Origin of the sequence: Ornithinimicrobium panacihumi (assembly GCF_052073805.1) — a bacterium.
Lineage (GTDB): Bacteria > Actinomycetota > Actinomycetes > Actinomycetales > Dermatophilaceae > Ornithinicoccus > Ornithinicoccus panacihumi.
The window spans coordinates 24,673-48,358 of record NZ_JBQGWG010000025.1 but is presented as its reverse complement, the minus strand read 5'-3'; the positions used below and the strand labels follow the sequence as shown (position 1 = coordinate 48,358).

At 70.0% G+C, this 23,686-nt stretch carries 18 protein-coding genes, 1 tRNA gene, 2 pseudogenes and 1 other annotated feature; of the genes and pseudogenes, 7 read left to right on the top strand and 14 right to left on the bottom strand.

The window, feature by feature from the left end; genetic code table 11:
• From ACTMMA_RS16130 to ACTMMA_RS16090, 9 genes and pseudogenes are all read right to left on the bottom strand, one after another.
• Positions 1-538: pseudogene (locus ACTMMA_RS16130) on the bottom strand (IS1634 family transposase); the annotation flags it as partial.
• 243 nt (positions 539-781) lie between these two features.
• Positions 782-1,591, bottom strand: a complete 810-nt coding sequence (locus tag ACTMMA_RS16125) for an ATP-grasp domain-containing protein (protein WP_441191137.1) — start codon at positions 1,589-1,591, stop codon at positions 782-784.
• Between the two features lie 2,496 nt (positions 1,592-4,087).
• Positions 4,088-4,327 (bottom strand): annotated as a pseudogene (locus ACTMMA_RS16120) (IS3 family transposase); the annotation flags it as partial.
• Positions 4,328-4,398: 71 nt separating this feature from the next.
• On the bottom strand, positions 4,399-6,339 hold the full coding sequence (locus ACTMMA_RS16115) for a tyrosine-type recombinase/integrase (protein ID WP_441191134.1): 1,941 nt from the start codon (positions 6,337-6,339) through the stop codon (positions 4,399-4,401).
• Positions 6,302-7,396, bottom strand: coding sequence for a tyrosine-type recombinase/integrase (locus ACTMMA_RS16110; protein ID WP_441191133.1), 1,095 nt, complete (start codon positions 7,394-7,396; stop codon positions 6,302-6,304). The genes ACTMMA_RS16115 and ACTMMA_RS16110 overlap by 38 nt, the downstream gene beginning before the upstream one ends.
• The gene (locus ACTMMA_RS16105) at positions 7,278-8,174 is read right to left on the bottom strand and encodes an IS3 family transposase (protein WP_441191136.1); all 897 of its coding nucleotides are present in this window, start codon (positions 8,172-8,174) and stop codon (positions 7,278-7,280) included. Before ACTMMA_RS16105 ends, ACTMMA_RS16110 begins: the two co-directional genes overlap by 119 nt.
• Positions 8,097-8,225, bottom strand: a sequence feature (AL1L pseudoknot). (Overlaps the previous gene by 78 nt.)
• The gene (locus ACTMMA_RS16100; RefSeq protein WP_441191132.1) at positions 8,186-8,503 is read right to left on the bottom strand and encodes a transposase; all 318 of its coding nucleotides are present in this window, start codon (positions 8,501-8,503) and stop codon (positions 8,186-8,188) included. It overlaps the preceding feature by 40 nt.
• 340 nt (positions 8,504-8,843) lie before the next feature.
• Positions 8,844-9,932, bottom strand: coding sequence for a hemolysin family protein (locus ACTMMA_RS16095; protein WP_441191131.1), 1,089 nt, complete (start codon positions 9,930-9,932; stop codon positions 8,844-8,846).
• The gene (locus ACTMMA_RS16090) at positions 9,929-11,386 is read right to left on the bottom strand and encodes a hemolysin family protein (protein ID WP_441191130.1); all 1,458 of its coding nucleotides are present in this window, start codon (positions 11,384-11,386) and stop codon (positions 9,929-9,931) included. Before ACTMMA_RS16090 ends, ACTMMA_RS16095 begins: the two co-directional genes overlap by 4 nt.
• A gap of 114 nt (positions 11,387-11,500) precedes the next feature.
• Here ACTMMA_RS16090 and ACTMMA_RS16085 point away from each other — a divergent pair, with 114 nt between their 5' ends.
• From ACTMMA_RS16085 to ACTMMA_RS16070, 4 genes are all read left to right on the top strand, one after another.
• Positions 11,501-11,941 (top strand): FluC/FEX family fluoride channel, encoded by a 441-nt coding sequence (locus ACTMMA_RS16085; RefSeq protein ID WP_441191129.1) that lies wholly within the window; start codon positions 11,501-11,503, stop codon positions 11,939-11,941.
• Positions 11,938-12,318 carry a CrcB family protein gene (locus ACTMMA_RS16080; protein ID WP_441191128.1) on the top strand — a complete coding sequence of 127 codons (381 nt, stop codon included), beginning with the start codon at positions 11,938-11,940 and terminating at the stop codon, positions 12,316-12,318. Before ACTMMA_RS16085 ends, ACTMMA_RS16080 begins: the two co-directional genes overlap by 4 nt.
• A gap of 103 nt (positions 12,319-12,421) precedes the next feature.
• Complete coding sequence (locus tag ACTMMA_RS16075) at positions 12,422-13,654, top strand: metallophosphoesterase family protein (protein WP_441191135.1); 1,233 nt, start codon at positions 12,422-12,424, stop codon at positions 13,652-13,654.
• On the top strand, positions 13,651-16,356 hold the full coding sequence (locus ACTMMA_RS16070) for an AAA family ATPase (RefSeq protein ID WP_441191127.1): 2,706 nt from the start codon (positions 13,651-13,653) through the stop codon (positions 16,354-16,356). The genes ACTMMA_RS16075 and ACTMMA_RS16070 overlap by 4 nt, the downstream gene beginning before the upstream one ends.
• A gap of 59 nt (positions 16,357-16,415) precedes the next feature.
• On the opposite strand, the gene ACTMMA_RS16065 is transcribed toward ACTMMA_RS16070, so the two are convergent.
• Entirely contained in the window at positions 16,416-16,886 is a 471-nt protein-coding gene (locus ACTMMA_RS16065) for an OsmC family protein (RefSeq protein WP_441191126.1), read from the bottom strand.
• A gap of 54 nt (positions 16,887-16,940) precedes the next feature.
• On the opposite strand from ACTMMA_RS16065, the gene ACTMMA_RS16060 reads away from it, so the two are divergent.
• The 3 genes from ACTMMA_RS16060 to ACTMMA_RS16050 all read left to right on the top strand — a co-directional run bounded on the left by ACTMMA_RS16060 (position 16,941) and on the right by ACTMMA_RS16050 (position 19,051).
• Complete coding sequence (locus ACTMMA_RS16060; protein WP_441191125.1) at positions 16,941-17,408, top strand: SRPBCC family protein; 468 nt, start codon at positions 16,941-16,943, stop codon at positions 17,406-17,408.
• A gap of 127 nt (positions 17,409-17,535) precedes the next feature.
• The gene (locus ACTMMA_RS16055) at positions 17,536-18,873 is read left to right on the top strand and encodes a phytase (RefSeq protein WP_441191124.1); all 1,338 of its coding nucleotides are present in this window, start codon (positions 17,536-17,538) and stop codon (positions 18,871-18,873) included.
• Positions 18,874-18,978: 105 nt separating this feature from the next.
• Positions 18,979-19,051, top strand: a tRNA-Arg gene (locus ACTMMA_RS16050).
• A 170-nt stretch (positions 19,052-19,221) separates the two neighbouring features.
• Here ACTMMA_RS16050 and ACTMMA_RS16045 read toward each other — a convergent pair.
• The 4 genes from ACTMMA_RS16045 to ACTMMA_RS16030 all read right to left on the bottom strand — a co-directional run bounded on the left by ACTMMA_RS16045 (position 19,222) and on the right by ACTMMA_RS16030 (position 23,446).
• Complete coding sequence (locus tag ACTMMA_RS16045; protein ID WP_441191123.1) at positions 19,222-19,488, bottom strand: site-specific integrase; 267 nt, start codon at positions 19,486-19,488, stop codon at positions 19,222-19,224.
• 210 nt (positions 19,489-19,698) lie between these two features.
• On the bottom strand, positions 19,699-22,026 hold the full coding sequence (locus ACTMMA_RS16040; RefSeq protein ID WP_441191122.1) for a YhgE/Pip family protein: 2,328 nt from the start codon (positions 22,024-22,026) through the stop codon (positions 19,699-19,701).
• Positions 22,023-22,841: an ATP-binding cassette domain-containing protein gene (locus ACTMMA_RS16035; RefSeq protein ID WP_441191121.1), complete on the bottom strand. Its 819-nt coding sequence runs from the start codon at positions 22,839-22,841 to the stop codon at positions 22,023-22,025. The genes ACTMMA_RS16040 and ACTMMA_RS16035 overlap by 4 nt, the downstream gene beginning before the upstream one ends.
• Complete coding sequence (locus ACTMMA_RS16030; protein WP_441191120.1) at positions 22,838-23,446, bottom strand: TetR/AcrR family transcriptional regulator; 609 nt, start codon at positions 23,444-23,446, stop codon at positions 22,838-22,840. The genes ACTMMA_RS16035 and ACTMMA_RS16030 overlap by 4 nt, the downstream gene beginning before the upstream one ends.
• Positions 23,447-23,686: the final 240 nt, after the last annotated feature.

Genomic DNA, 23,686 nt, shown 5'->3' with positions numbered 1-23,686 from the left:
GGTCGTACAACACTGCGGCCAGGCGCCCGGTGGGGGCGGCGTGGGCGTAGCAGGCGGCGCCGAGCTGGTCGCGGTAGTTGCGCTCGACGACCCGGGACAGGCAGCGCATGAACGTCTCCCTCGTGCGGGAGGGCACCCCGAGTTCCTCCAGCACCCGCACCGTGTCGGCCTTGGACGTCGGCTCGATGATCCGAGCCAGGACGAGCTGCTTGAACGCCTCGTCCCCCAGGACGTCGAAGCCGAGGTCGGCGTAGACCCGCTCAAGGGCCTGCCACAGCACACGCGAGGACGTGCCGGCGACCGTGGCGCCCATCCCCGGGGCTGCGGTCGAAGCGCTGGACCCACCATGATCGAGCGGCAGCTGGTCCTGGCCGGCGTGCAACCGCTCGTGCGCGATGGCTTCCAGCAGCGCCAGCTCGGCCTCGGTACGGGCCGAGCCGATGTGGTCGATGCCCAGGACTCGCCGTCCGCGCTTGTGCATGATCTGCACTGCTGTCGCGCCCGAGGCGGTCGTCACCTTGCGCACGAACGAGCCCACGGGGCAAGGCTACCCACGCCGAAGGCCCCGGTTAGTCACACCCTGCAACACGAAGCCGCAGGTCAGGGCTGGCCACTACCGCAAAACCGGGGCAACGTCACAACTCAGGTCGGAGCTACTGGGGCTCGTCAAGAAGCTTCAGGAGTTCCTTGCGAAGGGGTAAACCCAGGGCACTTGGCCAGGACGGACAGACCAGATCGCAGCCGGGCTCACCAAAAGGTGAAACCTGTATCGATGAAGCTACTAGAAACTGGGGTCGAGACCATGATGCGAGCCCCTGACCGTCCGCACCATTTCATCAAATTGTTGAAGTAGTTTGCGGACTTCGTGCTTCCAGTGCCGCGTATAGGTGCGCGAGCAGCCTAGCGACAGCATCATGTCATCAATGTCAGCCCCATCCAAGACCATTGTCAGGCGACCATGCGAAACCCACGACGAGGAGTTTGTTTCAGGCAACGGGGAAAAAGGAATCTCCACCACCGGGCGCGAGTTATCAAATCTCAGCAGTGCCGAGGCAGACTTACTTGCCTCCGCAAGTCCGAGAAGGCAGAGGCAGCTCTTGGCCGATAAGGCAGAGGGCCTCAAGGACTGTGAAATGCGAGGATTCACCTCCACTATCCGGAGTCTACCGAAATCGTCAAGAATAAATTCCACCTCTACAAAGCCATGCAAGGAAAATGCTTGAGTGCACTTGATCGCCATTGCTTCCAGGCGTGTAGTCAGATTGCCAGGGAGTGCCATACCGGCTATCCGAGGTCTAACAGCAGGATGCAGGAGGTCCTCGCGGGTGCGCCCCTTATAAACGGGAGGGAACGCGACGAGGCGACGGCGACCGACGTACAGGTTCATGGAGAGTTCGTGGCCGGGACAGAACTGGGTCACGGTGTAACGATTTGTGTCAATCCACTCACCCTCACGTAGCGCCACAACCCCCTGGCCACCCGACCCCCAGCGGGGGATAGCCACACGCGATTCCGCTTCATCGGCGGGATCGGGCAGCATGAGGACACCCCTAGTCTTCAGCACCTCGCGCTGTAACTGCTTGTCTACCACTCTCACGTGACGTGCCAGCAAGCTCGTGCTCCACGGTCTGTAACCGAAATCCGTACCCAGGGTTCGAAAGTCTTCTAGGGTCGCATGATCCAGCAGTCCGTACGCTCGACGCCCTGGCCGTCTTCCCCTAGCAAAGGGGCCCCTGTGGGCGCCCAGAACAACCGTTCCCGACGGATCAACGGCGCGGTGAGGGCCGCTGCAATGCCGCCATCCGTGCAGGAGCGACCCTTCGCGTATCACAAAAGCTATGCCCGCGCCGGGCAGGGTCAATGGTCGGTCTCTCTTCCTCGCTCGGACCGATTGACGGACCAGCGATGGATCGCGGCGAGCGATAGCAACACTAATACCCCCGTGGTGAGAGGCCGAGCAAAGTCGAGTTCGCTACCGCGTCCAGCAGTTGAGATAAGACTCACACCCATCCCGAGCGTCACGATCGCTGACACTGCTACGGCAAGCATCAGTGCGCGGGGCGATTGCCTTGAGTATTGAAGAGCCCATGCAAAGGCGAACACTGCAGTAAGGACCCAAGCAGCCAGGAAGACGACGGTGCTAAAGGGTCGCTGTGATGCGATGGCGTCGGGCAGATTTGGGACGGTCACAAGGGCAGCCACCAAGATCACAAGAGTTAACGAAACATGATGGCGCGCGCTACTCAGCATAGTTTTCCTCCGCGGTAACGGCACACATAGGAAGCGCAGCAACGGTTAAACCAAATACACCAGTTGCAGTAGGCCAGGACGCACGCCAAACAGGCGGCACCCGTGACGGGCACCCATGGTGCAAACACACACAGGAGGCATTGTGCGCAGCAGTTGGCCAAGCATCGGCCATCATAGGCCACACAGGACCGGTTGAAGCATGGCGGGCAGGTGCTCTGTGTCTCAAATTGGTCCCCTCCGATACCCACTGAAGAATGGCTATCGAGGATAATTTCGGAGTCTTCCATGTACAACTCGGAAACGGCTCTCCAATCCTCGGCGCCCGTTCCCTCGACGCGAAGAACGCGCGTTGCGGAGCGTCTGCCCGCCAGGTCGTAATGCGCGACAACCCTGTTTCCTGTTTGCACCGTTAGGATCGTGAGTCGGTCGCCCTCGTCATTTTCATGAACTGCACCGACAACGAGTAGGGCAGGGGCCTCACGAACGCCTGTCTGAAATGCACCCACGGAACCGCCTTGCTGGTCGCCGCCCTGTAGGTGCTCGCGGATCGCGGGATGAGCTTGGCCCTTTGAGTTTCCCTCTACCGCTGTCCGCAACTCCGCGAGCTCGGGACGCCTAAGCACCGTTCTTGGCAGGAGGCGTCTCAGCACCTCCCATGCTTCTGACTCCGCCATCCTGGATTGTGTCTTAAGGTGCAGGCTAGGTATCCAATGATCGGCCTCGGTAGCAGCCGCGTTGGCGGGCCGGGCTCCGCTTAACAGCGCAATGCCCGCCATGCCACCTAGCACCCCTTTGACAAAGGTGGACCGGCGCAGACCGCCTGTTACAGGTGTGCCACGCCCGTTACCGACCACGGCGTCTATTTTATTGGCAATTGCCCACGAGTTCCGTAGCCCGATCTCAGTGACCAACGCAATAGCGATCCCTGCACCGGTGACGACGCGTGGTGAGGCAGATTTGGCCTGGTGGATCACCAACGTGGGGGCCCAGGGCGCGGCAGGGCCGTAACGGTTGTGGCGAGCTGTCACCATCTCGGGCTCATCAAGGCCCATGACCTCGATGCGCCCATCACTCAGCTCTGTGATGTCGCGAGCAATGCCGGTGCAGGTGTTGCACCCCGCGTCGAACCCCAATATCAAACGCCGTGCCTTCATTGTGTCGTCCCTCTCCAGCGCCCCTGGGTCGTCGGTGACCCAGTGTGAAGGCTGTAGCGCCAACGCTGCCATAAGCACCCCAGGTGTCAAGCCCTCTTACCAAACCTTTACTCTTGTTGTTGTGCTGAATCGCTCGGGCGTGGAGGGACAGAACTGCGTGGCTGCCTGCCGCCCCGGTTCTAGACGGGTCAAGGCGGGGGACGCGCGGGCCACCCAGCTCGTTCTGCAGGTGCTGCGCGAGGAAGCCAGAGTCTGGGGCTCCTGCTTCCACTGATGTCAGGATTACCGACACGGAGCCCGAGCAGGACTACGAGGTCATCGACCCCGCCGAGCTCGTCCGTCGGGCCAGGCAGCGTGATAGAGAGAACCCCCGGATCCCTGCCACAGCCAACGACGTTGCCTGAGCCGGACCTGGTTCAGCAGGCCTGGGTGGGTACGTGAGCGCCTTGAGCAGGGCGTTCGTGTAAGACCGCTGCGTGAGTTCTGAGTGCCGTTGCCTGTCGGCACCTCGTCCGCCGGTTATGTCTCCTGAAGATCGCGGGGGTCGTCCACGGAGACGGGGAAAACCCCCCGGGTGTGTACGTCCAGCTCGTCCCTGGCGGCCCTCACCAAGCGGTCGATGGCCTCGCGGGCGGCCTCCGTGCGGGACTCTATGAATCGCCCCGGGTTTCGTGGACGCTCGGTTAGTTGGGTCCGACCTCGGTGAGGACCGGGTTCTTACGGTAGTGCTCACTGTGCAGGGTTGCCCAGTGGTGGTCCTCGTACTCGGCGGGTGGGACGTGTCCGATCTCGCCGTGCAGGCGCCGGTTGTTGTACCAGTCGACGTACTCGGCGACCGCGATCTCGACGTCGTTGACGCCCTTCCAGGGGCCGGGGTTGCGGATGAGCTCGGCCTTGAACAGTGAGTTCAGCGCCTCGGCGGCTGCGTTGTCGTAGCTTTATCCGGCTAATCGGGGCCCTGACTGGGGCGCGGTGGGACGTGTTGTGCTGTTGGTCACGCGGGGGTTCGGCGTGTCGCTGCTTGCTCGATGTGGGTGTTGAGGCGGCTGATGAGCCGTAGGTGTCGTTGGGTCTCTGCGTCCCAGCCTCGGTCGGTGGCGTCTTGAGCGAGGACGGCGGCGTCGTCGCGTTGGGCGGTCAGTACGGGGATGTGCTCGATGGTGGTGCGGTAGGCGGGGCAGTGCTCGCACAGGTTGGCGTAGGCGCAGGGCCCTTGCGCCGGGGCACGCAGGCAGTAGCCTCCGGCCAGGGCGGTCTTGATGGTTGCGGTGGTGCGCCAGTCGATGTCCTGGTCCGGCTTGTCGGTGTCGCGGTCGGGGGTGGGTAGGGGGCCGAGGCGCGACTTGGCCAGATTCAGTGCGCGTTCGTACTCGGCGCGGACGGTGCTGTCGAAGAGGCGGGCGTAGCGCAGGCTCATCTCGGCGCTGACGTGGCCGAGGATGACCATGAGGGCTTGCAGGGAGACGCCGGCGTTGACCAGGGCGGTGGCGTAGGTGTGCCGCAGCTGGTGAGGGGTGATGTGTCCGAGCCCGGCGGCGCCGGCGGCCCGGTCGAGCTCGGCGCGCAGCCGGTTCTGGCTGAGCCGGTGACCGTGGGCGGTGAATAGGAAGTCCGCGGGGCGTCCGGTGCGCGGGTGCGGGATCGGTCGGCCGGGACTGCGGGTGGTGCTGATCCGATCGATCAGGGTGAGGGTCTCGGTGTCGATCGGGACCATCCGCTCGGTGTCCAGCTTGCCCAGCGGCACCTTGAGCCAGGAGCCGGCGCCGGGGACGTCGATGACGGCGTCAAGCTCGAGGTCGAGCAGTTCGCCGATGCGCAAGCCGCAGGCGCGTTGCAGCAGCAGCGCGTCGGCGGCCAGCCGGTTGGGTGAGTCGGTCAGGGCCTGGGTCAGGGCTTGGTCGGCGGCCGGTGGGAGGAACCGGGGCAGGGGTTGGGGCAGGCGCGGGTTGTCCGAGGCGTAGAGCAGCTTGCGCGGTGGTGCTTCGGGCCAGTCCCACTCGGTGATGTCGGAGCAGAAGTTGGCCACTGCCAGGATCCGTCGTGCCTGCTCGGGCACGGACAGGAGGCCGCCGGACTTGGTGTTCTCGGCTCGGGTGAGCGCGACCAGCCACGGTTCGATGTGCCTGACCCGGTCCAGGCCCGCGGGGGTGATGTCCGCCTCGAGGGTGGTGACGAAGGTGGCGAAGTGGGCCAGGCGGGTCGCCAGGGAGGAGACGGTGGTCGTTTTGCAGGTCACGGACTTGCGGTCCAGGTAGCGCACCAGGATCGAGTGCATCGGTTCGGGCACGCTGCCCAGGCGTCGGGCGAACGGCCAACGCTGCTCCCGCGAGGGAGGCGGCGCGGGGAGCACGCCGTGGTGGAACAGCACGGTCCGGGTCGCGGTGGCGCAGGCACGGTAGTGCTTCCAGGTGCGTCCGGTGGCCTCCTGCCGTGCCTGGCCGGCGGCGGCGAGGGCGTCGAAGTCGTCGTGGGTGACCTGGTCCAGGCGTTTGCCGGTGGCGAACAGTACCCGGGCCATGACTTGGGAGGCCATGGCTGAGGCGACCCGTTCGGAGTAGCCGACGGCTCGGGCTGCGGTGATGAACTCCTGCACGTCGTCGCCGATCACGGTGTCGGGCAGGTCGCGCCACAGGGAGGAGAACTTGCGGTGCACCAGGTACTCCCACGAGGGGCGCCGTCGTCCGGTGACGAGCAGGAAGGTGAGGAACGGGCGGGTGGCCGTGTTCGCGGACAGCTGCACGCCTAGCGGCTCGGCCGCCCAGTCCTGCACGCACGGCCAGCGTCGCAGGAACGCTTTCGCCGCGCTCGTGAATGCGTTGTTCCCGCGGCCGGTGCGGCCTTGGTGGGCGTGGTAGGCGGCCAGCACCTCCTGCGGTGGTTCAGCACCGTGGTGCTGGTCAGTTGGACGTGTCGCGTTGCCGGGTGCGGGCAGCATCGTAGGAAGCCTTCACGTGGGTCGGGGCGAGGTGGATGTACCGGGCGGTGGTGTCGACGTGGGCGTGGCCGAGCAGGGACTGCATGACGGCCAGGTCGACCCCTGCCTCGGCCAGCGCGGTACCGAACGTGTGCCGCAGCGCGTGCGGTGCGCCGGCGCCGACTCCGCTGCGGGCACGGTGGTAGCGGAAGATGGTGCGCAGCCCGGCCGGGGTCAGCGGTTGACCGCGGGTGGGGCCCTTGGCCACCACGAACAGCGACGGGCTGGGCGTGTCCGGGCGCTCGGTGAGTAGGTAGGCGTTGATCGCCGCGGCGAGGTCGCCATCCAGCGGCACCCTGCGGTCCTTGCCGCCCTTGCCGTGCACCAGCAGCCACCGGCCGCCGATGTCGACGTCGGTCACGGCCAGGGCGAGGACCTCGCACGAGCGCAGTCCGCAGTACAGCATCAGCCCGGCGATCGCCAGGTCCCGTCGGCTGCGCAGGCTGGCCAGCAGCGCCCTGGTCTCTGTCGGGGTCAGGGCCCGAGGAAGTCGTCGAGGGGTCCGCAACCGAAGCCGGGACCGGGGCGCGGGTCGGCGCTTGGTGTGGGCCAGCAGCCCGGAGCGTTCTCCCTGCGCGAACCAGGTCGAGGGCCGTCCCTTCGGGACCGGAGAGGTCCTGCTGGGGTCCCGCATCGCCAGGTACTCATACATCCCCGCGATGGCCGCGAGGCGCAGGTTCACCGAGGCCGGGGCGAGGCGGTCGGTGCGGCGCCCGGCCAGGTCGACCACGTTCGGCCCGCCCCGACCGGCCACGACCTGCTGGCGGCACGCGGACAAGAACGACAGCAGGTCATCAGTGCTCACCGCCTCGACATCCTTGCCGGTGCCATAGGCCCAACGGCAGAACGCCACCAGCCCGAAGCCGTACGTGCGGACGGTGCGAGGCGAGTAGTTCCGGTCAGTCAGGTACCCCAGGTAGGCGTTGGGAACGGCGACGAGCTCGGGCCGGGCAGGACAGGTCAGCTCCCAGCGCTGCTCGACCTGGCGAAGACTGACAGCACCGGCGTCGGTGTCCATGCCTCATACCTACGCCTCCACACCGCGCGAAGCGAGCACCTCGACTGCGAGGTTGGCCACCTCCGGAACGACCTTGCAGGGGTGATTGGCCGGTTAACAGGCAGTCGCCCTTGGAACCGACCGAGGCCACCGCGCCGGCCTCGGCGAGCCGCTCGGTGTAGCGCACCGCCCGGTATTGCACGCCCCTGTCGCTGTGGTGGATGAGCGAGGACAGGTCATCGCCCGCTCGGGTGCGCGCCCAGATCGCCATATCCAGGGCGTCCAGGGCCAGGCGGGTGTGCAGGCTGGTGGCGACCTGCCAGCCGACGATGAAGCGCGAGAACATGTCCATGACGAACGAGGCGTACACCCATCCCGAGTGCGTCTTGATATAGGTGATGTCCGCCACCCAAAGTTCATTCGGTGCCGAGGCGACGAATTGCCTGTTCACGAAATCGTCGGGAATGTCGTCCCTCGCCGGCCGGGTCGTGCGGGGCGCCTTTTCCTTGCTCACGCCGCGCAGCCCGTTGACGCGCATGAGCCGCTCCACGGTGCACCGGGCGACCTCGTCGTGGCCCTCGCGTTTGAGGGCGTGCCAGACTTTCCGGGCCCCGTAGACGCCGTAGTTGGCCGCATGGATCCTGGCGATGACGGTGATCAGCGCCAGGTCGCGCAGCGCCCGCGCCGAGGCCGGCCGCTTCTTGCTCGCGTAGTAGGTGGACGGGGCGATCTGCGCGGTGGTGGTCTTCAGCGCTGCGCAGATCGGCTCGACCCCGTGCTCAGCCTTGTGCTCGTCGATGAAGTCGATGACTACTTCTTGGGGCGGTCGAGCTCCGCCGCAAAGAAAGCTGAGGCCTGCCGCAGAATCGTATTTGCTCTGCGTAGTTCAGCGTTCTCTTTCTCGAGCTCGCGGATACGCGCCGCGTCATCGGTCGTGGTGCCCGGGCGCTGGCCGCCGTCGATTTCGGCCTGCCGGACCCAGTTGCGCAGCGCTTCGGGGTGGACGCCCAGCTGTGACGCGATCCGGGAGATGGCCCCGCGCGCCCGGTCCGGGTCCTGGCGCGCCTCCACCGCCATCCGCGTGGCCCGCTCCTGCAGCTCCGGGCTGTACTCCCGTGGTGCTCCCATGACTCTCATCCTTCCGTGTGATGAGAGCCTCCATCAGAGCCGGGGCGATACAGACCTTCACCCCCGCGTTGGCACCGGCCGACCCGGGCACGGTCACGTGCTCGGTGACCAGGTCGTGCAGGCCGGCCCGCTCGGCCAGGCCCATCACCGGCACCAGGCCCGCAGCGCCGATCAGGTTCGGGTCGTCGAAAACGGCTGAGATGTTGTGAAAGACTCGCACTATCGGGTGCTCCTGTTATCTGGTCGATCGGAACTGTCGCAAGTCCCATCATCCCAGGTCACAGGGGCATTCGTGTCTCACGACCCGCTAAACGCACCCATCACTTCGGCGGATCGAGGCTCAGACGGGGCGCCCGGCGGTGGCAGCCTCGTCGGACTGGTCGTCGAACTCGCCGAGGATCTGCTCGAGGATGTCCTCCATCGAGGTCATCCCCACGACCCGGCCCTGCTCGTCGTGGACCAGCGCGAGCTGCCCGCGCTGGGCGCGCATGCTCGAGACGGCGTCGATGAGGGGCATGGTGGCCCGCAGCGAGGCGACCGGCTGGATGAACTCACCCAGCCCGCGGCCGCTGCCCTCCGGCCCCTCTGCGCTGGCCAGGATCGCGTCGCGCACGTGGACCAGTCCGCGGATGCGCTGGTGCCCGGCGCGCTGGGTGGGCTCGACGACGAACAGACGCGACCGGCCGCTCTCGCGGCTGATCCGCTCCACGTCCGCGGCCGTGCCGGTGCGGGGGATCGTCACGGCCGCCGTGGTCGGGAACATCACCGCCGAGACGGTCTCCTCCTCCAGGCGCAGGGCACCGGTGAGGATCTGGTGGTCGGCGTCCTCCAGCACCCCGTGCTCGTGCGACTGGGCCAGCAGCAGCTGCAGGTCCGCGGGCGTCTGGGCGTTGCCGAGGGCGTCGACCGGGTCGATGCCACCCATCCGCAGCATCAGGTTGGCCAGCTCGTTCATCAGCCACAGGACCGGCTTCATCACCCAGGTGAAGGCCCGGAAGGGGATCGCCAGGATGAGTGCCGAGCTCTCCGGGTGGGAAATCGCCCAGGACTTGGGGGCCATCTCACCCACCACCATGTGGAGGAAGACGACGATGCCCACGGCCAGCGCCACGGCGATACCGGAGATGACCACGTCGGGGGCGGGGATGTGCAGCGCCTTGAGGAGCGGGTAGAGCAGCTCCTTCATGGCCGGCTTGGCCAGCGCGCCCAGGCCCAGGGTGCACAGGGTGATGCCCAGCTGGGCGCCGGCGAGCATGAGGGAGAGCTGGCGGGAGGCGTCGACGGCGGCGCGGGCGGCCCGGCTGCCCTCCTCGGCCTTCTCCTCCAGCCGGTGCCGCTTGGCGGCGACGACGGCGAACTCGGCGGCCACGAAGAAGGCGTTGGCCGCCAGCAGCAGGACGCTGATCAGCAGCGCGACGGTGATGCTCATCGGACGACCCCCTCCCCGGCCTCGACCACGTCAGGGGTGGCGATCACCGGCCCGTCGTTGCTCGGGGTCAGCTGCTCCCGCGCGTCCTCGTCGAGCTGGCGGAAGTCGTCGGCCGACAGCGAGACCAACGGGTGCAGGGCCACCACCTCGGGCACGAAGCGCTGGGTGCTCAGCACGTCGATCCGGGTCTGGTGGACATATTCCTCACCCTCGCCGCTGCGGCTGGTCCACCGCACGACCACGCTGTCCCCGTCCTCGGCGGTGCGGCCGAGCTGCTCCATCACCAGGCCGGAGAGGGTGTCGTAGTTCTCGTGCTCGGGCAGCTCGATGCCGGTCACCTGCGCGGTCTCGTCGATCCGCAGGCGGGCCGACAGCTCCCAGATGCCGTCGGGTCGGGCGGCGCTGGTGGGCTCCTGGTCCTCGTCCTCGTCCCAGATCTCGCCGACGACCTCCTCGGCGACGTCCTCGAAGGTGACGATGCCGGCGAACCCGCCGTACTCGTCCACGACCACGGCCAGCTGCTGGTGGCTCTCACGGAGGGCCTCGAGCACGCGCGGCAGGGGCAGGGACTCGGGCAGGATCACGGCGTCGTCGGCGAGGTCGCGCACCAGGGTGGTGGCGCGGGTCTCGTGGTCGACCTCGAGCAGGTCGTGCAGGCCGATGACCCCGACGATGTCGTCGATGTCGCGACCGATCACGGGGAAGCGGGAGTGCCCGGTCTGCATGGCCTCCAGCACCACCGAGGCGGGCTCGTCGGCCTGGATCGTCTCCACCGACGTGCGGGGCGTCATGACCTCCTCGGCCACGCGGTCCCGGAAGGCCAGGCCGCGGCCCAGCAAGGTGGACAGGTCCTCGTCGAGGGTGCCGCCGCTGTGGGACTCCGCGATGATCCGCGTGAGGTCCTCGGGGGTCGCGCCCTGCGGGAGCTCCTCGACCGGCTCGATGCCGACCGAGCGCAGGAGGGCGTTGGAGGCCTTGTCGAACAGGGTGATGATCGGGCCGAAGATGGCCAGGTAGAGCAGCGTCGAGCGCGACAGCGCCCGCGCCAGCGGCACGGGCCGGGCGATCGCCCAGTTCTTGGGGCCGAGCTCGCCGATCACCATCTGCAGGATCGTGGAGAAGACCAGCGTGCCGATCGAGAAGAGCGAGATCATGGCGCCGCGCGCCAGCCAGCCCAGATCCGCATACTCCTCCGTCAGCCCGCGGACCAGGAACTCCTCGCCGAGGTAGCCCACGAGCAGGGCGGTGACGGTGATGCCGAACTGCGCGCCGGAGAGAGTGAAGGACAGGCGGGAGGCGACCTTGAGGGCGCGCCTGGCGGCCTCGTCACCCTGGTCGGCCAGCTGCTTGAGCTTGCCCCGGTCGACCGAGACGTAGGCGAACTCCTGGGCCACGAAGTAGCCGGTCATGATGGTCAGGACGACGATGACGGTGATGCCGCCGATGATCAGCACGTGCCGCCCCCCGGGGCCGCGCTGTCGAGGAGCCGGGCACTGCCCGGCCAGGGACTGTCAGGGGTGGAGTCGGAACTCATCCCGCCATTGTACGGCCAGGACTACGCTCGCCCCGTGTCCTCGACCGCCCCGGCGCACGGCGAACCTGCGCGCCACGACCACCCGACCCACCGCCACGCGGCCCACCCGGCGACCCTGGGGGCCGTCGCGGTCGGCGGCGCGGTCGGGGCCATGCTGCGCTGGGGGCTCGAGCTGACCCTGCCCCTGACGGACGGCTGGCCCTGGGCGACCCTGGTCGCCAACGTCCTGGGCAGCGCCCTGCTGGCGTGGCTGGTCGTGCATGACGACCGTCGCCGCCATCCGCGGTGGGTCCGGCCCGCGCTCGGCACCGGTCTCCTCGGCGGCTTCACGACCTTCTCCACGTATGCGGTGCAGGTCGCCTCCGCGGGTCACTCCTCGCCCCTGGTCGGGCTCGCGCTCCTGGTCCTCTCTCCCGCCCTGTGCCTTGCCGCGGCGGCGCTGGCCGGCACGGCCGCGCTGAGGAGCACGCGATGAGCGCCCTGGAGGGTATGGGGCCGGGCTGGGTGATCCTGCTCGTCGCCCTGGGCGGGGCGGCCGGGGCGGTGCTGCGCCACCTGGTCTCGATGCCTCCGGTGGGGCCGTTCCGGGGTGTCCTGGTCGTCAACGTCGTGGGGTCGGCGCTGCTGGGGGTGCTCGTCGGGCTGGGCGACCTCGTGCCCCCGGCGCTCCTGCTGCTGCTCGGCACGGGGCTGTGCGGCGCGCTCTCCACGTGGAGCACCCTCGCCGTCCAGGGCTGGGAGGTGGGGCGGCGCTCGCTCCGGCGAGCTGCCGCATACCTCGCCCTCGCCGTCGTCTCGGGCGTCCTCGCGGCGGTCCTCGGGCTGGTCGTGGGCAGCCTCCTGGCCCGCTGAGACGCCGGGCGTGACCGACACGGCAGCCGTGGCTGCCGGGGTCTGTCGGTGGTCTCTCCTACGGTGGTCGGTAGTTGGGCACACACGCGACGAGGACGGAGGGATCACGCTGAGGACGGTCAGGTTCCTGCACACCAGCGACTGGCAGATCGGGATGACGCGCCACTTCCTGGCGGGGGAGGCCCAGGCGCGCTTCTCGGCCGCCCGGGTGGACGTCATCGGTCGCCTCGGCCGGGTGGCCAAGGACCAGGACTGCGACTTCATCGTGGTGGCCGGCGACGTCTTCGAGTCCAACCAGCTGACCGCCCAGACCGTGCGCCGCGCGCTGGAGGCGCTGCGGCACGTGCCGGTCCCGGTCTACCTGCTGCCCGGCAACCACGACCCGCTCGATGCGATGTCGGTCTACACCTCCGAGGTCTTCCGCACGGAGGCGCCCGACCACGTCCACGTCCTCGACCGGCCCGGCGTGCACGAGATCGCGCCGGGCGTGGAGATCGTGGCTGCACCCTGGCACGGCAAGCATCCGGGCCGTGACCTCGTGGCGGAGGCGCTGGCGGAGCTGCCCGACGGGCCCGCGCCGGAGGGCACCGTGCGCGTGGTCGTGGGCCACGGCGCGGTGGACCAGCTCGACCCCGACCGTCGCAGCTCGGCGAGCATCGCCACGGCACCGCTGGTGGCGGCGCTGGAGGAGGGGCGGATCCACTACGTCGCGCTCGGCGACCGGCACTCCCGCACCCAGGTCGCCGACGCGGCCATCCACTACTCGGGCGCCCCCGAGGCCACCTCGTTCCGCGAGAGCCGGCCCGGAGACGTGCTCGTCGTCGAGGTCGAGCCCAAGGTCGCCGAGGCGGAATCGCCGGCCCGGGTGACGCCGCACCACGTGGGCACCTGGAGCTTCACCGACGTGCAGCGCGAGGTCGCCTCGGCCGCAGACCTGGACGCCCTCGACTCGTTCCTGTCCGGGCTGCCGGACAAGGACCGCACGATCGTCCGCTACGCCCTGCGCGGGACGCTGACCGTCGCCCAGCACGCGCGGCTCGAGACGCTCCTGGAGCGTCACCGCGACACCCTGGCGGCGCTCTACGCATGGTCCCGCCACCACGACGTCGCCGTCGTCAGCGACCAGGAGGAGTGGTCCGAGCTCGGCCTCGGTGGCTTCCTGGGCACAGCCGTGGAAGAGATCCGCAGCCTGGCGGAGAGCGCGGCCGCCCAGCAGGTGCCGGCCGGTGACGACGAGTCCTGGCGGCCCTTCGTCCCGGGCCGGGACGACGACGAGGAGTCCGCGCGCGACGCTCTCGCGCTGCTCTACCGGCTCACCCGCGGAGGTGCGGCATGAGGGTGCACAGCATCACGGTCAAGGACGTCAAGGGCGTCCAGGAGCGCACCGTCACCTTCCCCGACCAGGGCGTCGTCGTGGTCGAGGGCCCCAACGAGGTCGGCAAGTCCACCCTGCTGGAGGCCTTCGACAAGCTGCTCGACCCCCGCTTCAAGGCCACCTCCACGAGCAGGGAGATCCGTCGGCTCCAGCCCGTCGGCAAGGACGTGGGGCCCTACGTCGAGGCCGAGTTCACCGTGGGAGGGCAGCGGGTCCGCTACGCCAAGCGGTGGCTGCGGCAGACCATGACGACCCTGGACGTGCTCTCCCCGGCGCCCCGGCAGCTGTCCGGCGAAGCGGCGCAGTCCTATCTCGACCGGCTCATCTCCAGCTCGCTGGACCGCACCCTCTGGGACGCGCTGCGGTTCACCCAGGCCCAGGACGGCACCCTTGCCCCGTTGGCCGACAGCGCGGTGCTCGGCAGCGCGCTCGACGCGGCCGCCGGATCGCAGCTGCACGCGGAGGAGGGCGAGCAGGTCCTCGACCTGGTCGCCAAGGAATACACCACCTACTTCACGCTCAGGTCCGGGCGTCCCACCGGTGACTACAAGCAGGCGATGGGTGCCTACACCCTGGCGCAGGAGGCCGTCTCCGAAGCGCACCGGCGGCTCCAGGAGGCAGAGATCCTTCTCGAGCGTCAGGTCCAGGCCCGTGCCGCCGCCGACGGGGCGCGCGAGCTGCTGGCCGCGGCCAAGGCCGAGCACGACGCAGCCCGCCAGGCCCAGGAGGCCGTCGCCGAGGTGGTGGCCGCCCACGAGCAGGCCAAGGCGGTCCTGGGGCAGGCGAGCGAGCGTTCCCGTGGCGCGGCCCGGCTCCGCGAGGAGCGTCGCCGCCTGGTCGCCACCGTCACCGAGCTGACCGGGCGGATCACCAAGGATGCGGCCGCCCTCCAGGCGCAGGAGCAGGCCGCCACCCGGCTCATCGAGGACCTCGCCGGGGCCGAGGCGGCAGCGACCGAGGCCGACGACGCCGCCGACCTCGCCGAGGCCGTGCACGAGCGGGCGCGGGCCGACGCCGACCACCTGGCCGCCGTCGACCGCCTGGCCGGTCTCTCGTGGTTGGTCGGGTCTGTCACCGACCTCGTCGGTGAGCTGTCCGCCGCACGGGCGCAGCTGCCAGAGGTCCCGGTCTCGGGCAAGGACCTGCAGCAGGCGCGCGACCTGGAGACCACGGTCCGGCACCTGGAGGCCCAGCATGCGGCCGCCAGCGCGCAGGTGCGGGTGGAGTCCCTGGGCGCCGAGGTCGAGGTCGCCACCGCCGAGCAGGAGGCGACCGGGCAGGTCGACCAGGTGGGCGCGGCCGGGCAGGGGAGCTATCCGCTGACCGAGGAGCTCGTCGTCACCGTCCCCGGGTCGGTCCGGGTGGTCATCGTGCCCGAGCAGGGCAGCCAGGCCCGGGCCGCCGAGCTCAACGCGGCGCGTGGCCGTCTGGGGGAGGCCCTCTCGCAGGCGGGCGTCGAGTCCGTGGAGGAGCTCGCCCAGGTGGTGGCCGCCCAGGACGGTCTGCGCGCCAGCCTCTCCTCCCTGACCCACGAGCTCGAGGTCGCGCTCGCGGGCCGCCCCCGTGCCGAGCTCGACGAGGCCATCGCCGGTCATGTCCCTGCCTCGCTGATCGCCGAGGTCGACCGGCTGACCGAGACGACGGCCTCCTACCTGGCCGGGCGCGACGTCCAGGCCCCGCTGCCGGCAGACCTGGCTGAGGCGACCGCGGTCGCCGCCGAGGCGGCCCGGTCCTGGCAGGACGCCCGTGCCGAGCGGCGTCGCGCGACGGCGGCCTGCAAGGACCTGCGGCAGCAGGGCCAGGCCATCCGGGCCCGGCTCGACCACGCCACCGGCCGCCTCGAGGCCGACCGGGCCCAGCTCGCCGGGCTCTCTTCCGAGCTGGACCAGGCCCGGGCACGTCTGGGCGACGACGACCTGGACGCCCGCGTCCACGAGTGCTCGCAGGAGCTGGCCACCGCCGAGCTCGCCGCACAGCGTGCCCGGGCCCAGGTCGAGAAGGCCGACGTCGACGGCATCGACCGCCAGGTCGTCGCCGCCGCGGGCCGCGCCGACCTCGCCCAGACCGAGCACGACCGCGCGACGGCCGCCCTGCACACGCTGTCCGGCCAGATCGAGATGGCCGCCAGCGAGGGGCGGCAGGAGCACTACGACCTGGCCGTGGCCGACCTCGAGCACGCCGAGCGGCACCTGGCCGGGCTGGACCGCCGTGCCCGTGCGGCCCGCCACCTGTGGCGGACGCTGGTCGCCCACCGGGAGGCCGCCCACCGGGTCTACGTCCTGCCCTACACCGAGGCCCTGGAGACGTTGGGCCGCACGGTCTACGGCGAGGGCTTCTCGGTGACCGTCGACGACCAGCTCACGCTCGCCGCGCGCACCCTGGACGGCACGACGGTGCCCTTCGAGGAGCTGTCGGGGGGAGCGAAGGAGCAGCTGGGCATCCTGGCGCGGCTTGCCGTCGCCCGGCTGGTCGACCCGACCCAGGGCGTCCCCGTCGTCATCGACGACGCCCTCGGCTACAGCGATCCCGACCGGCTCCAGCAGATGGGGCAGGTCCTGGGGGCCAGCGCCCAGGGCAGCGACGTGCAGGTGATCCTGCTGACCTGCACGCCCGACCGCTACGCAGCCATCCCGCAGGCCAGCACGGTCCGGCTCACGGCCTGATCCGACCGGCACACGGCCTGAACCCGGCTCGAGGCGCGATCGGCGGCACTGGCCGGGAGCTACCCGCCAGCCACCGTCGTCCGGGGCTCGTGCTCCACGGGGAAGTTCATCGAGGAGGCGATGAAGCACGCCTCGGAGGCCTCGTGGTGCAGCTGCGACACGAGGTCCACGTGCGCCGGGTCCGCCACCGTCACCTCCGGGCGCAGCAGGACCCGGGTGAACCTTCCGCCGATGCCGACCTGCTCCATCGTCCCGACCGGCCGGTCCTCGTAGGCCACCACCGTCACGCCGTGGGTCACCGCGATGTGCAGGAAGGACAGCAGGTGGCACTCGCTGAGCGCCGCGAGCAGGAGCACCTCCGGGTTCCACCGGGTGGCGTCCCCGCGGAAGGGCCTGTCGGCCGACAGCTCCAGATCCGGGCGACCCTCGCTGCTGGCGAGCACGTCGCGGGAGTAGGCGCGATAACCGCTCGTCCCCGTGCCGGTGTTGCCCGTCCAGGTTACGGCGAGCTCGTAGGTGTGGGTGGCCATGCCCCATACCCTCCCAGGTCGCGGGACCACCCGCCCGCCGCTAGCGTCGAGCACATGACTGATGACAAGAAGATCACCGTCACCCGCACGATCGACGCCTCGGCCGCAGACATCTTCGAGGTCCTCTCGCTGCCCGCGCGCCACGTCGAGCTCGACGGCTCGGGCTTCGTCCAGTCCGTCGACCACGGCGACCGGATCACCGCGACCGGCCAGAAGTTCACGATGAACATGTCCGGGGACCACATGGGTGGCGACTACCAGACCGACAACCACGTCACCGGCTACGACAAGGACCACCTGCTCGCGTGGGAGACCGCGCCGGCCGGCACCGAGCCGCCCGGGTGGCAGTGGGTCTGGGAGCTGGTGCCCCAGGGCCCGGACAGCACCGAGGTGCGCCACACCTACGACTGGAGCAAGGTCACCGACAAGGAGCTCCTCAAGAAGGTGTCCTTCCCGCTGGTCAAGGAGTCCGACCTCGAGGACACCCTCGGCAAGCTCGCCTCGGCCGTCACCGGTTCCTGACCGGACTCACGACCGGTTCCTGACCGGACTGTCGCCCGGGCCCTGACAGGGCGGGCGTCGCCGGACCGTCGCCGAACCTTCCCCTGGAAGCCATCCGGCCGTCACCGAGGCTGGGCAGGGTCGGGGCATGTCGCCACGACTTCGCCCCGCCCTGTCCCTCGCCCTCGTCACCGCGCTGGCCGCAGGCCCCGCGCTCGCCGCACCACCCCATACCTCTCCCGGGCAGCAGAAGGGTGAGCCGGCCGGGGTCGCAGAGGTGACCACCGACAACGAGACCCCGGTCCTCTACGACTCCGAGGAGGGCGGAAACGCCTCCGGCGACGACCCGGCCATCTGGGTGGACGGGACAGACTCCGCGAACTCCCTCGTGATCGTCACCGCCAAGGAGGGCGGCCTGCGCGTCTACGACCTCGGCTCGCGTGAGCTGCAGTCGGTCGCCGCCACCCCGGCCCCGCGTGCCGACGGTGAGGACGGCCGCTACAACAACGTCGACGTCGCCTACGACGTCCCGCTGGGCGGCGAGCCCGTCGATGTCGCCGTCGTCTCCGACCGCTACAACGACCAGGTGCGGTTCTGGGTCATCGACCCAGACGGTGCCCGCGCCGACCAGCCGCTCACCGAGGTGACCGCGGTCGAGCTGCCTTTCCTCTTCCACGCCGACCGCGAGGGGGTCGACACCGAGCAGACCGCCTACGGTCTGGCCGTGTGGCAGCCGCGGCAGGGCGGCACCTATGTCGTCGTCACCCAGGAGGGAACGACGGCCATCACGCTGGTCAAGGTCGCCGAGAGGGAGGGTCGGCTCGGCTACGAGCCTGTGGACACCATCGAGATGCCGGGCTCGTTCCCGCTGCCCGATGGGACCACCTGGGTGCCCTGCGAGGAGCCGGGTGTGGGTCCGCAGTTCGAGGGCGTCGCCGTCGACCGGCAGACCGGCACCCTGTTCGCCGCGCAGGAGGATGTGGGCCTCTGGTCGATCAAGGTCACCCCGAAGGGCTTCCGGGGCAAGACCAACCTCATCGACACCGTCCGCGACTTCGGCATCCACGACGCCTACGACGAGGAGACCGAGGAGTGCTCCCCGGTCGACCCGGAGGCTGTGGGCTTCGGCGGCAACCTGCTCGAGGCGGACGCCGAGGGCGTCGACATCTACTACGGTCGCGGGGCGACCGGCTATGTTGTGGTGTCCAGCCAGGGCGAGAGCACCTTCGCCGTCTACCAGCGCCAGGGCAACCACGAGCCGGTCGGCTCGTTCCGCGTCCGGGGCGTCGCCGGAGTCGATGACATCCACGGCTCCGACGGCCTGGCGATCGCCTCCCGGCCGGTGGGCGACTACACCCGCGGCCTGCTGGTCACCCACGACGAGCCTGAGTCCGGCCCGGGCGTGGATGAGGAGCAGGACCCGACCAACTTCTCCTACGTCGACTGGGGCCAGGTTGCCGACGCGCTGGGGCTGCGTCTGCGCTGAGCCGCATCAGCCTGAGCAAGGGAAAGAGCAGTCCGCCGGCCGTCCGTGCTGGCGGACTGCTCTGCCCATGAGAAGATCTTCCCTGGCCCGGGAAAGCTCGGGCTCGCCCTCGTAGCTCAGGGGATAGAGCACCGCTCTCCTAAAGCGGGTGTCGCAGGTTCGAATCCTGCCGGGGGCACTTGGCGTTTGTGCTGGTCACAGCGTTGCGCCTCCTCCCAGCGCGTCGTCGCCCCCGGTCAGGGTGTGCCCCCCGCGTGCCCCCACTGTGTCGATCGACCAGGTCGCGCGCCGTCTTGTCCGCGGCCGACCCGGCCAGGTGGTGCAGATATCCCTAGGTCGTCTGCGGACTCATGCCCGAGCCATGCCTGGACCGTGGTCGTCGACACCGGCGCGCAGCCACTCAGTGGCCGCCGAGTGCCGCAGATCATGCAGCGTGCGGCGTGGTGCCGTCCGGGACCACCGGGGGGATCGCCGAAAGTTGCTCTCGTGGAGCATCGAGCCGTTGATGGTCGCCATCAGGTGGTCGGTCGCCCGCTTGCCCTGCATCATCGCCAGGACCAACGGCCATACCTGGGCGGGCACCGGCACCGTGCGTGCTTCGTGGTCCTTGACCACCTTCCCCTGATACCCCCGCTGTGCGACGGGCGCGCGCGCAGCGCCCGATCCGCCACCAGCACATCACCTCATCGCATGGCGCGAGCTTCACCCCAGCGCAACCCCAGGTGGCCCAGCACCTCGACCACGTCCGCCAAGTGCGCGGATGCCTGTCTCAGGTCGACCAGGACAACGGCCAACTCTCCGCAGGTCCACGGGTGCATCTCCGGGTCACGGGGCCACCAGCGGCGGGTGCAGGTCACGCAGCCGGAACTGCTGGCGGCGCAGGACCACCAGTCCGCACAGCGCCATCGAGGTGACGGTGATGATGCCGAGCACGATCACGTCGCGGACCAAGTGATCGGTCTGACCGCCCGAGATCACCACCCGGTAGCCGTCGATGAGGTAGGTCATCGGCATCACCGGCGAGAGCGCGGCGTAGAACTGCGGGAGCAGCGGGGCCGGGAAGGTGCCGCCCGAGGTGGGCAGCTGCAGCACCAGCCACACCAGGGTGATGGCCGAGGCGACCGTCCCGAATGCGGTGCGCAGCAGGTGGGCGATGGAGCTGAAGCAGAGCGCTCCGAGCACGGTGAGCGCGAGCAGCGACAGCGGTCGCACGGGGGCCAGGCCGAGTGTGGCCCAGGCGACGCCGACCATGATCAGCCCGGCGACGACCGCGATCAGGGCCACGGGGTACCAGGCGGTGAGGGACAGGCGCAGGGGGTGTGCCCGGCCGGCCAGCAGCCGGCCGGCCACGGGGCGGACGACGAGGAACACCGAGATGCCCAGCACCCACAGCGCGATGGAGAAGAACATCGGGGCGAGGCCGCGACCGTAGAAGGTCGCCGGGTGGTCCACGGTCATCTGCACGTCCGCGGGCGACGACATGACTTGCGCCGCGTCCTCCTGCTGGTCGGCGGACATGACGGGCATCTTCCGGACCCCGTCGGCCAGGCCGGTGGCCAGCTGGTCGGCGCCGTCCCGGAGCTTGCCGATGCCGGTCTCGAGGTCGGCGGCACCCTTGGCGAGCTTCCCCAGCCCGGTGTCGAGCTCCGTAGCCCCGTCCTGGAGCTGGCCCAGGCCGGCGGAGAGCTGGTCGGCCCCGGTGGCCAGCCGGCCCACCCCGTCGGACAGCTCGCTGGCACCGGTCGAGAGCTGCCCCGCACCGTCGCTCAGCCCCCCGAGGCCGGAGGTCAGCGCGGTGCTCCCCTGGTGCGCGGTCGCGATGCCCGAGTGCAGCTGGCTGGCCCCCTCCGCGACCTGGTGGGCGCCGTCGTCGAGCGCGACGAGGTCGTTGCGGGCCTGCTGGACCCGGCCCGTCGCGTCGCCGCTGCCCTGCACCGCCTCGTCGATGCGCCCCGCGGCCGCGGCGACCTCCTGGGCCCGGGCGTCGGCCTGGTCGACCCGGCCGGAGGCCGCGTCCAGGCGCTCCGTCAGGGCCTGCCAGGCGGGGTCGGAGGCCAGCTCGGGATGGTTCACGGCGAGCTGTTCGGCCTGCGCCTGCAGGTCGCCCAGATCGGTCCGCAGCGAGCCCGAGTCGCCGGCGACGGCAGCCGTGAGGTCGGCGACGGAGGAGCTGATCTCACCAGCCCGGGCCTGGACGGCCGGCAGGTCCTGCAGCACCACGTCGAGCACGGGCAGCACCCGTGCGTTGAGCTGCGCGGTGCCGGCGGCGACCTGGTCCGCGCCGGTCGCCAGCTGCGAGGACCCGGTGTCGAGCCGTGCCAGACCGGCGTCGAGCTGGGCGGCCCCGTCCTGCGCCTGGCGGGCCCCCGTCTCGAGCTGGGCGGCACCGTCGGCGATCTGCTGCGCGCCGGTGCGCGCCTGGTCCGCCCCGGTGGCGAGCGTGTCCGCCCCGTCCTTGGCCTTCGTGGCCCCGTCGGCGAGGGCGGTGGCGCCCTTCTCGGCGTCCGTCGCGCCCGTGGTCAGCTTGTGGGCGCCGGTCTTGGCCTCGCCGGCCCCTTCTGCCAGTTTCTGCGCCCCGTCCCTGGCCTCGACCAGGCCGTCACGGATGTTCTCGAGGTTGGCGAAGACGGCGCTGAAGTAGGCGTCGACCGCCGCCTGGTCCACCGCGAGTTCGACGGAGTCTTGCGCCTTGCTCGTGATGGAGCCGACGACGAAGCCGTTGGCGTCGTCGCGTCGCAGGTAGATCTGCGCCCGCTCAGGATCGGGCGTCTGTCCGCTCACCAGGTCGCTGCTGAACGACGAGGGGATGGTCATCGTCATGAAGTAGCGGCCCTCGCGCAGCCCCTCGGCGGCCTCGGCCGCGTCGGTCAGCTGCCAGTCGAAGGCCGGCTCCGCGAGCAGGTTGTCGACGAGGTCCTGCCCCGCCGTCACCTGCTGCTCCTTGCCAGTGGCGTCGGTCACGCTGGCGGCACGGTCCTCGTTCACGACCGCGACCGGCAGCCGGTCGACCTTGCCGTACGGGTCCCAGCTGGCGGACAGGTAGAGCGCGCTGTAGAGCAGCGGCACCAGCAGGACGAACAGGAGGGCGAGCTTGGGCAGGGTGCCGCGGAAGCGGCGCAGCTCGTACCTGCCCAGTCGGGCGACGGGCATCATGGCAGGACCTCTCCTTGCTCGGCAGGGGCGGGGAGCGTGATCACCCGGGCCCCGTCAGGGGTGCCGGGCGGCAGGGCGAGGGCGGACACGACCACGGTCGGGCCGGACTCCGCGAGGCGGGCCAGGTGGTCGAGGGCACGCCCCTGGTCCTCGGGGGAGAGCCCCTCGTCGAGGTCGTCTAGCACGACGAGGTCGGCGGGCCGTAGCTGGGCGAGCATCGCGAGGAGGAGGACACGCACGAGCTGGGACAGGTCGGCGACGCGGGCGTTGCGCGGCACCCGGAAACCCAGGACGTCCTCCAGCTCGGCCATGCGCCGGCTGCCCTCCGAGGTCGGCACGCCGTCGGTCAGGCAGCGCTCGGTCACGCACTCGGCGACGGTGAGGGGGTCGTCGATCTCGACGAGGTCGGAGATGCGCGCGACGGAGGTCCGGGCACGCAGCTGGCGTCCCCTGCTGGCGGGGGTGCCAGCGATCTCGAGGTCGCCCCCGACCCCACGCATGCGCCCCGTCAGGGCCAGCAGGAGCACCGACCGGCCGGCGCCCGCCGGTCCCTCGACCACGACGAGCGATCCTTGCGGGACGTCCAGGTCGAGCGGGCCCACGAGCACCTCCCGTCCCGCCGCGATGGTCAGACCACGGGCCCAGATGCCGGGGGTATGACGTTCGTCGGGCTCGGGGTTCTCGTCCGGCAGGTGCGCAGGGACGTCGTCGGCGGAGGCGGGGGCGAGATCATCCGTGGCGTCCGCGTCGACCAGGGTGGGGTCCTCGACCTCCGGCTCGGCGGGCCCGATCTCGTCCTCCAGCTCGCCGCTCACGGGAGCAGCCCCTCGAGGAGGACGGCGAGGGTGCGCTCCGCCTCTGCGGCCGGCAGCCGGTCACCGCGCGCGAGCCGCTCGAGGGTCAGGACGTTGATCTGGGCCAGCACGATGCTCGCGGCGGTCGCCCGCCAGGCCTGCGTGGTGCCGCGGAGGGGGCCGTGGTCGAGCCGGGCGGCCAGCAGGCTCTCCCGATCGCGGGCGATCTCGTCGTAGAGCTCGGACAGCCGGGCGTCACGACGGGCCAGCGACCGGAACTCCGCTACGACGATCTGCCACTCACCCGCCTCGACGATCGACATCAGCGCGCGGGCGAGCGCGACCGCCAGACCGCCGCGGTCCTCCCGCTCCAGCACCCCCTCGACGAGCTCCAGGAGCGGGGCGCTCGCCGACTCGAACCGGTCTCGGCAGACCTGCGCGAACAGCTCCGGCTTGCCCCCAAAGTTCGAGTAGACCGCCCCCTTGGTGAAGCCGGCGGCGCGGGCGACCTGCTCGACGGACGTAGCCTCGTACCCCTGCTCGACGAACAGCTCCGCTGCGGAGGCGAGCAGGCCGCTGCGCACGTCGGCCCTGGCGGGGCGACGGGTCTGGGCGAGGGTGGACATGACGCTCCTCGGTGCCGGGAACCATTTTCGATACCCAGAGTACCGACTCGATGCCGGCGGTATCAAGTGGAGTCGCCTCACTACCGGACGTCGCCCCGCCGGCTCCTCGTCAGACCCGTCATCCTTGGAAATCGTCGCCCTCGACCACGCTCGGGTCACCGTCGAACGGCTCCGTCGGGCCAGATCCTTGCCGGGCACCTAGCCACGAACGGGTCCCGGGAGGAGATCCACGACTCCTCT

Coding starts and splice junctions, on each gene's coding strand:
- ACTMMA_RS16115 (WP_441191134.1), bottom strand. CDS start 6,339: ATGCTGCCCGCACCCGGCAACGCGACACGTCCAACTGACCAGCACCAC.
- ACTMMA_RS16110 (WP_441191133.1), bottom strand. CDS start 7,396: ATGGACACCGACGCCGGTGCTGTCAGTCTTCGCCAGGTCGAGCAGCGC.
- ACTMMA_RS16100 (WP_441191132.1), bottom strand. CDS start 8,503: ATGGGAGCACCACGGGAGTACAGCCCGGAGCTGCAGGAGCGGGCCACG.
- ACTMMA_RS16030 (WP_441191120.1), bottom strand. CDS start 23,446: ATGTCCACCCTCGCCCAGACCCGTCGCCCCGCCAGGGCCGACGTGCGC.
- ACTMMA_RS16095 (WP_441191131.1), bottom strand. CDS start 9,932: ATGAGCATCACCGTCGCGCTGCTGATCAGCGTCCTGCTGCTGGCGGCC.
- ACTMMA_RS16065 (WP_441191126.1), bottom strand. CDS start 16,886: ATGGCCACCCACACCTACGAGCTCGCCGTAACCTGGACGGGCAACACC.
- ACTMMA_RS16055 (WP_441191124.1), top strand. CDS start 17,536: ATGTCGCCACGACTTCGCCCCGCCCTGTCCCTCGCCCTCGTCACCGCG.
- ACTMMA_RS16060 (WP_441191125.1), top strand. CDS start 16,941: ATGACTGATGACAAGAAGATCACCGTCACCCGCACGATCGACGCCTCG.
- ACTMMA_RS16040 (WP_441191122.1), bottom strand. CDS start 22,026: ATGATGCCCGTCGCCCGACTGGGCAGGTACGAGCTGCGCCGCTTCCGC.
- ACTMMA_RS16070 (WP_441191127.1), top strand. CDS start 13,651: ATGAGGGTGCACAGCATCACGGTCAAGGACGTCAAGGGCGTCCAGGAG.
- ACTMMA_RS16080 (WP_441191128.1), top strand. CDS start 11,938: ATGAGCGCCCTGGAGGGTATGGGGCCGGGCTGGGTGATCCTGCTCGTC.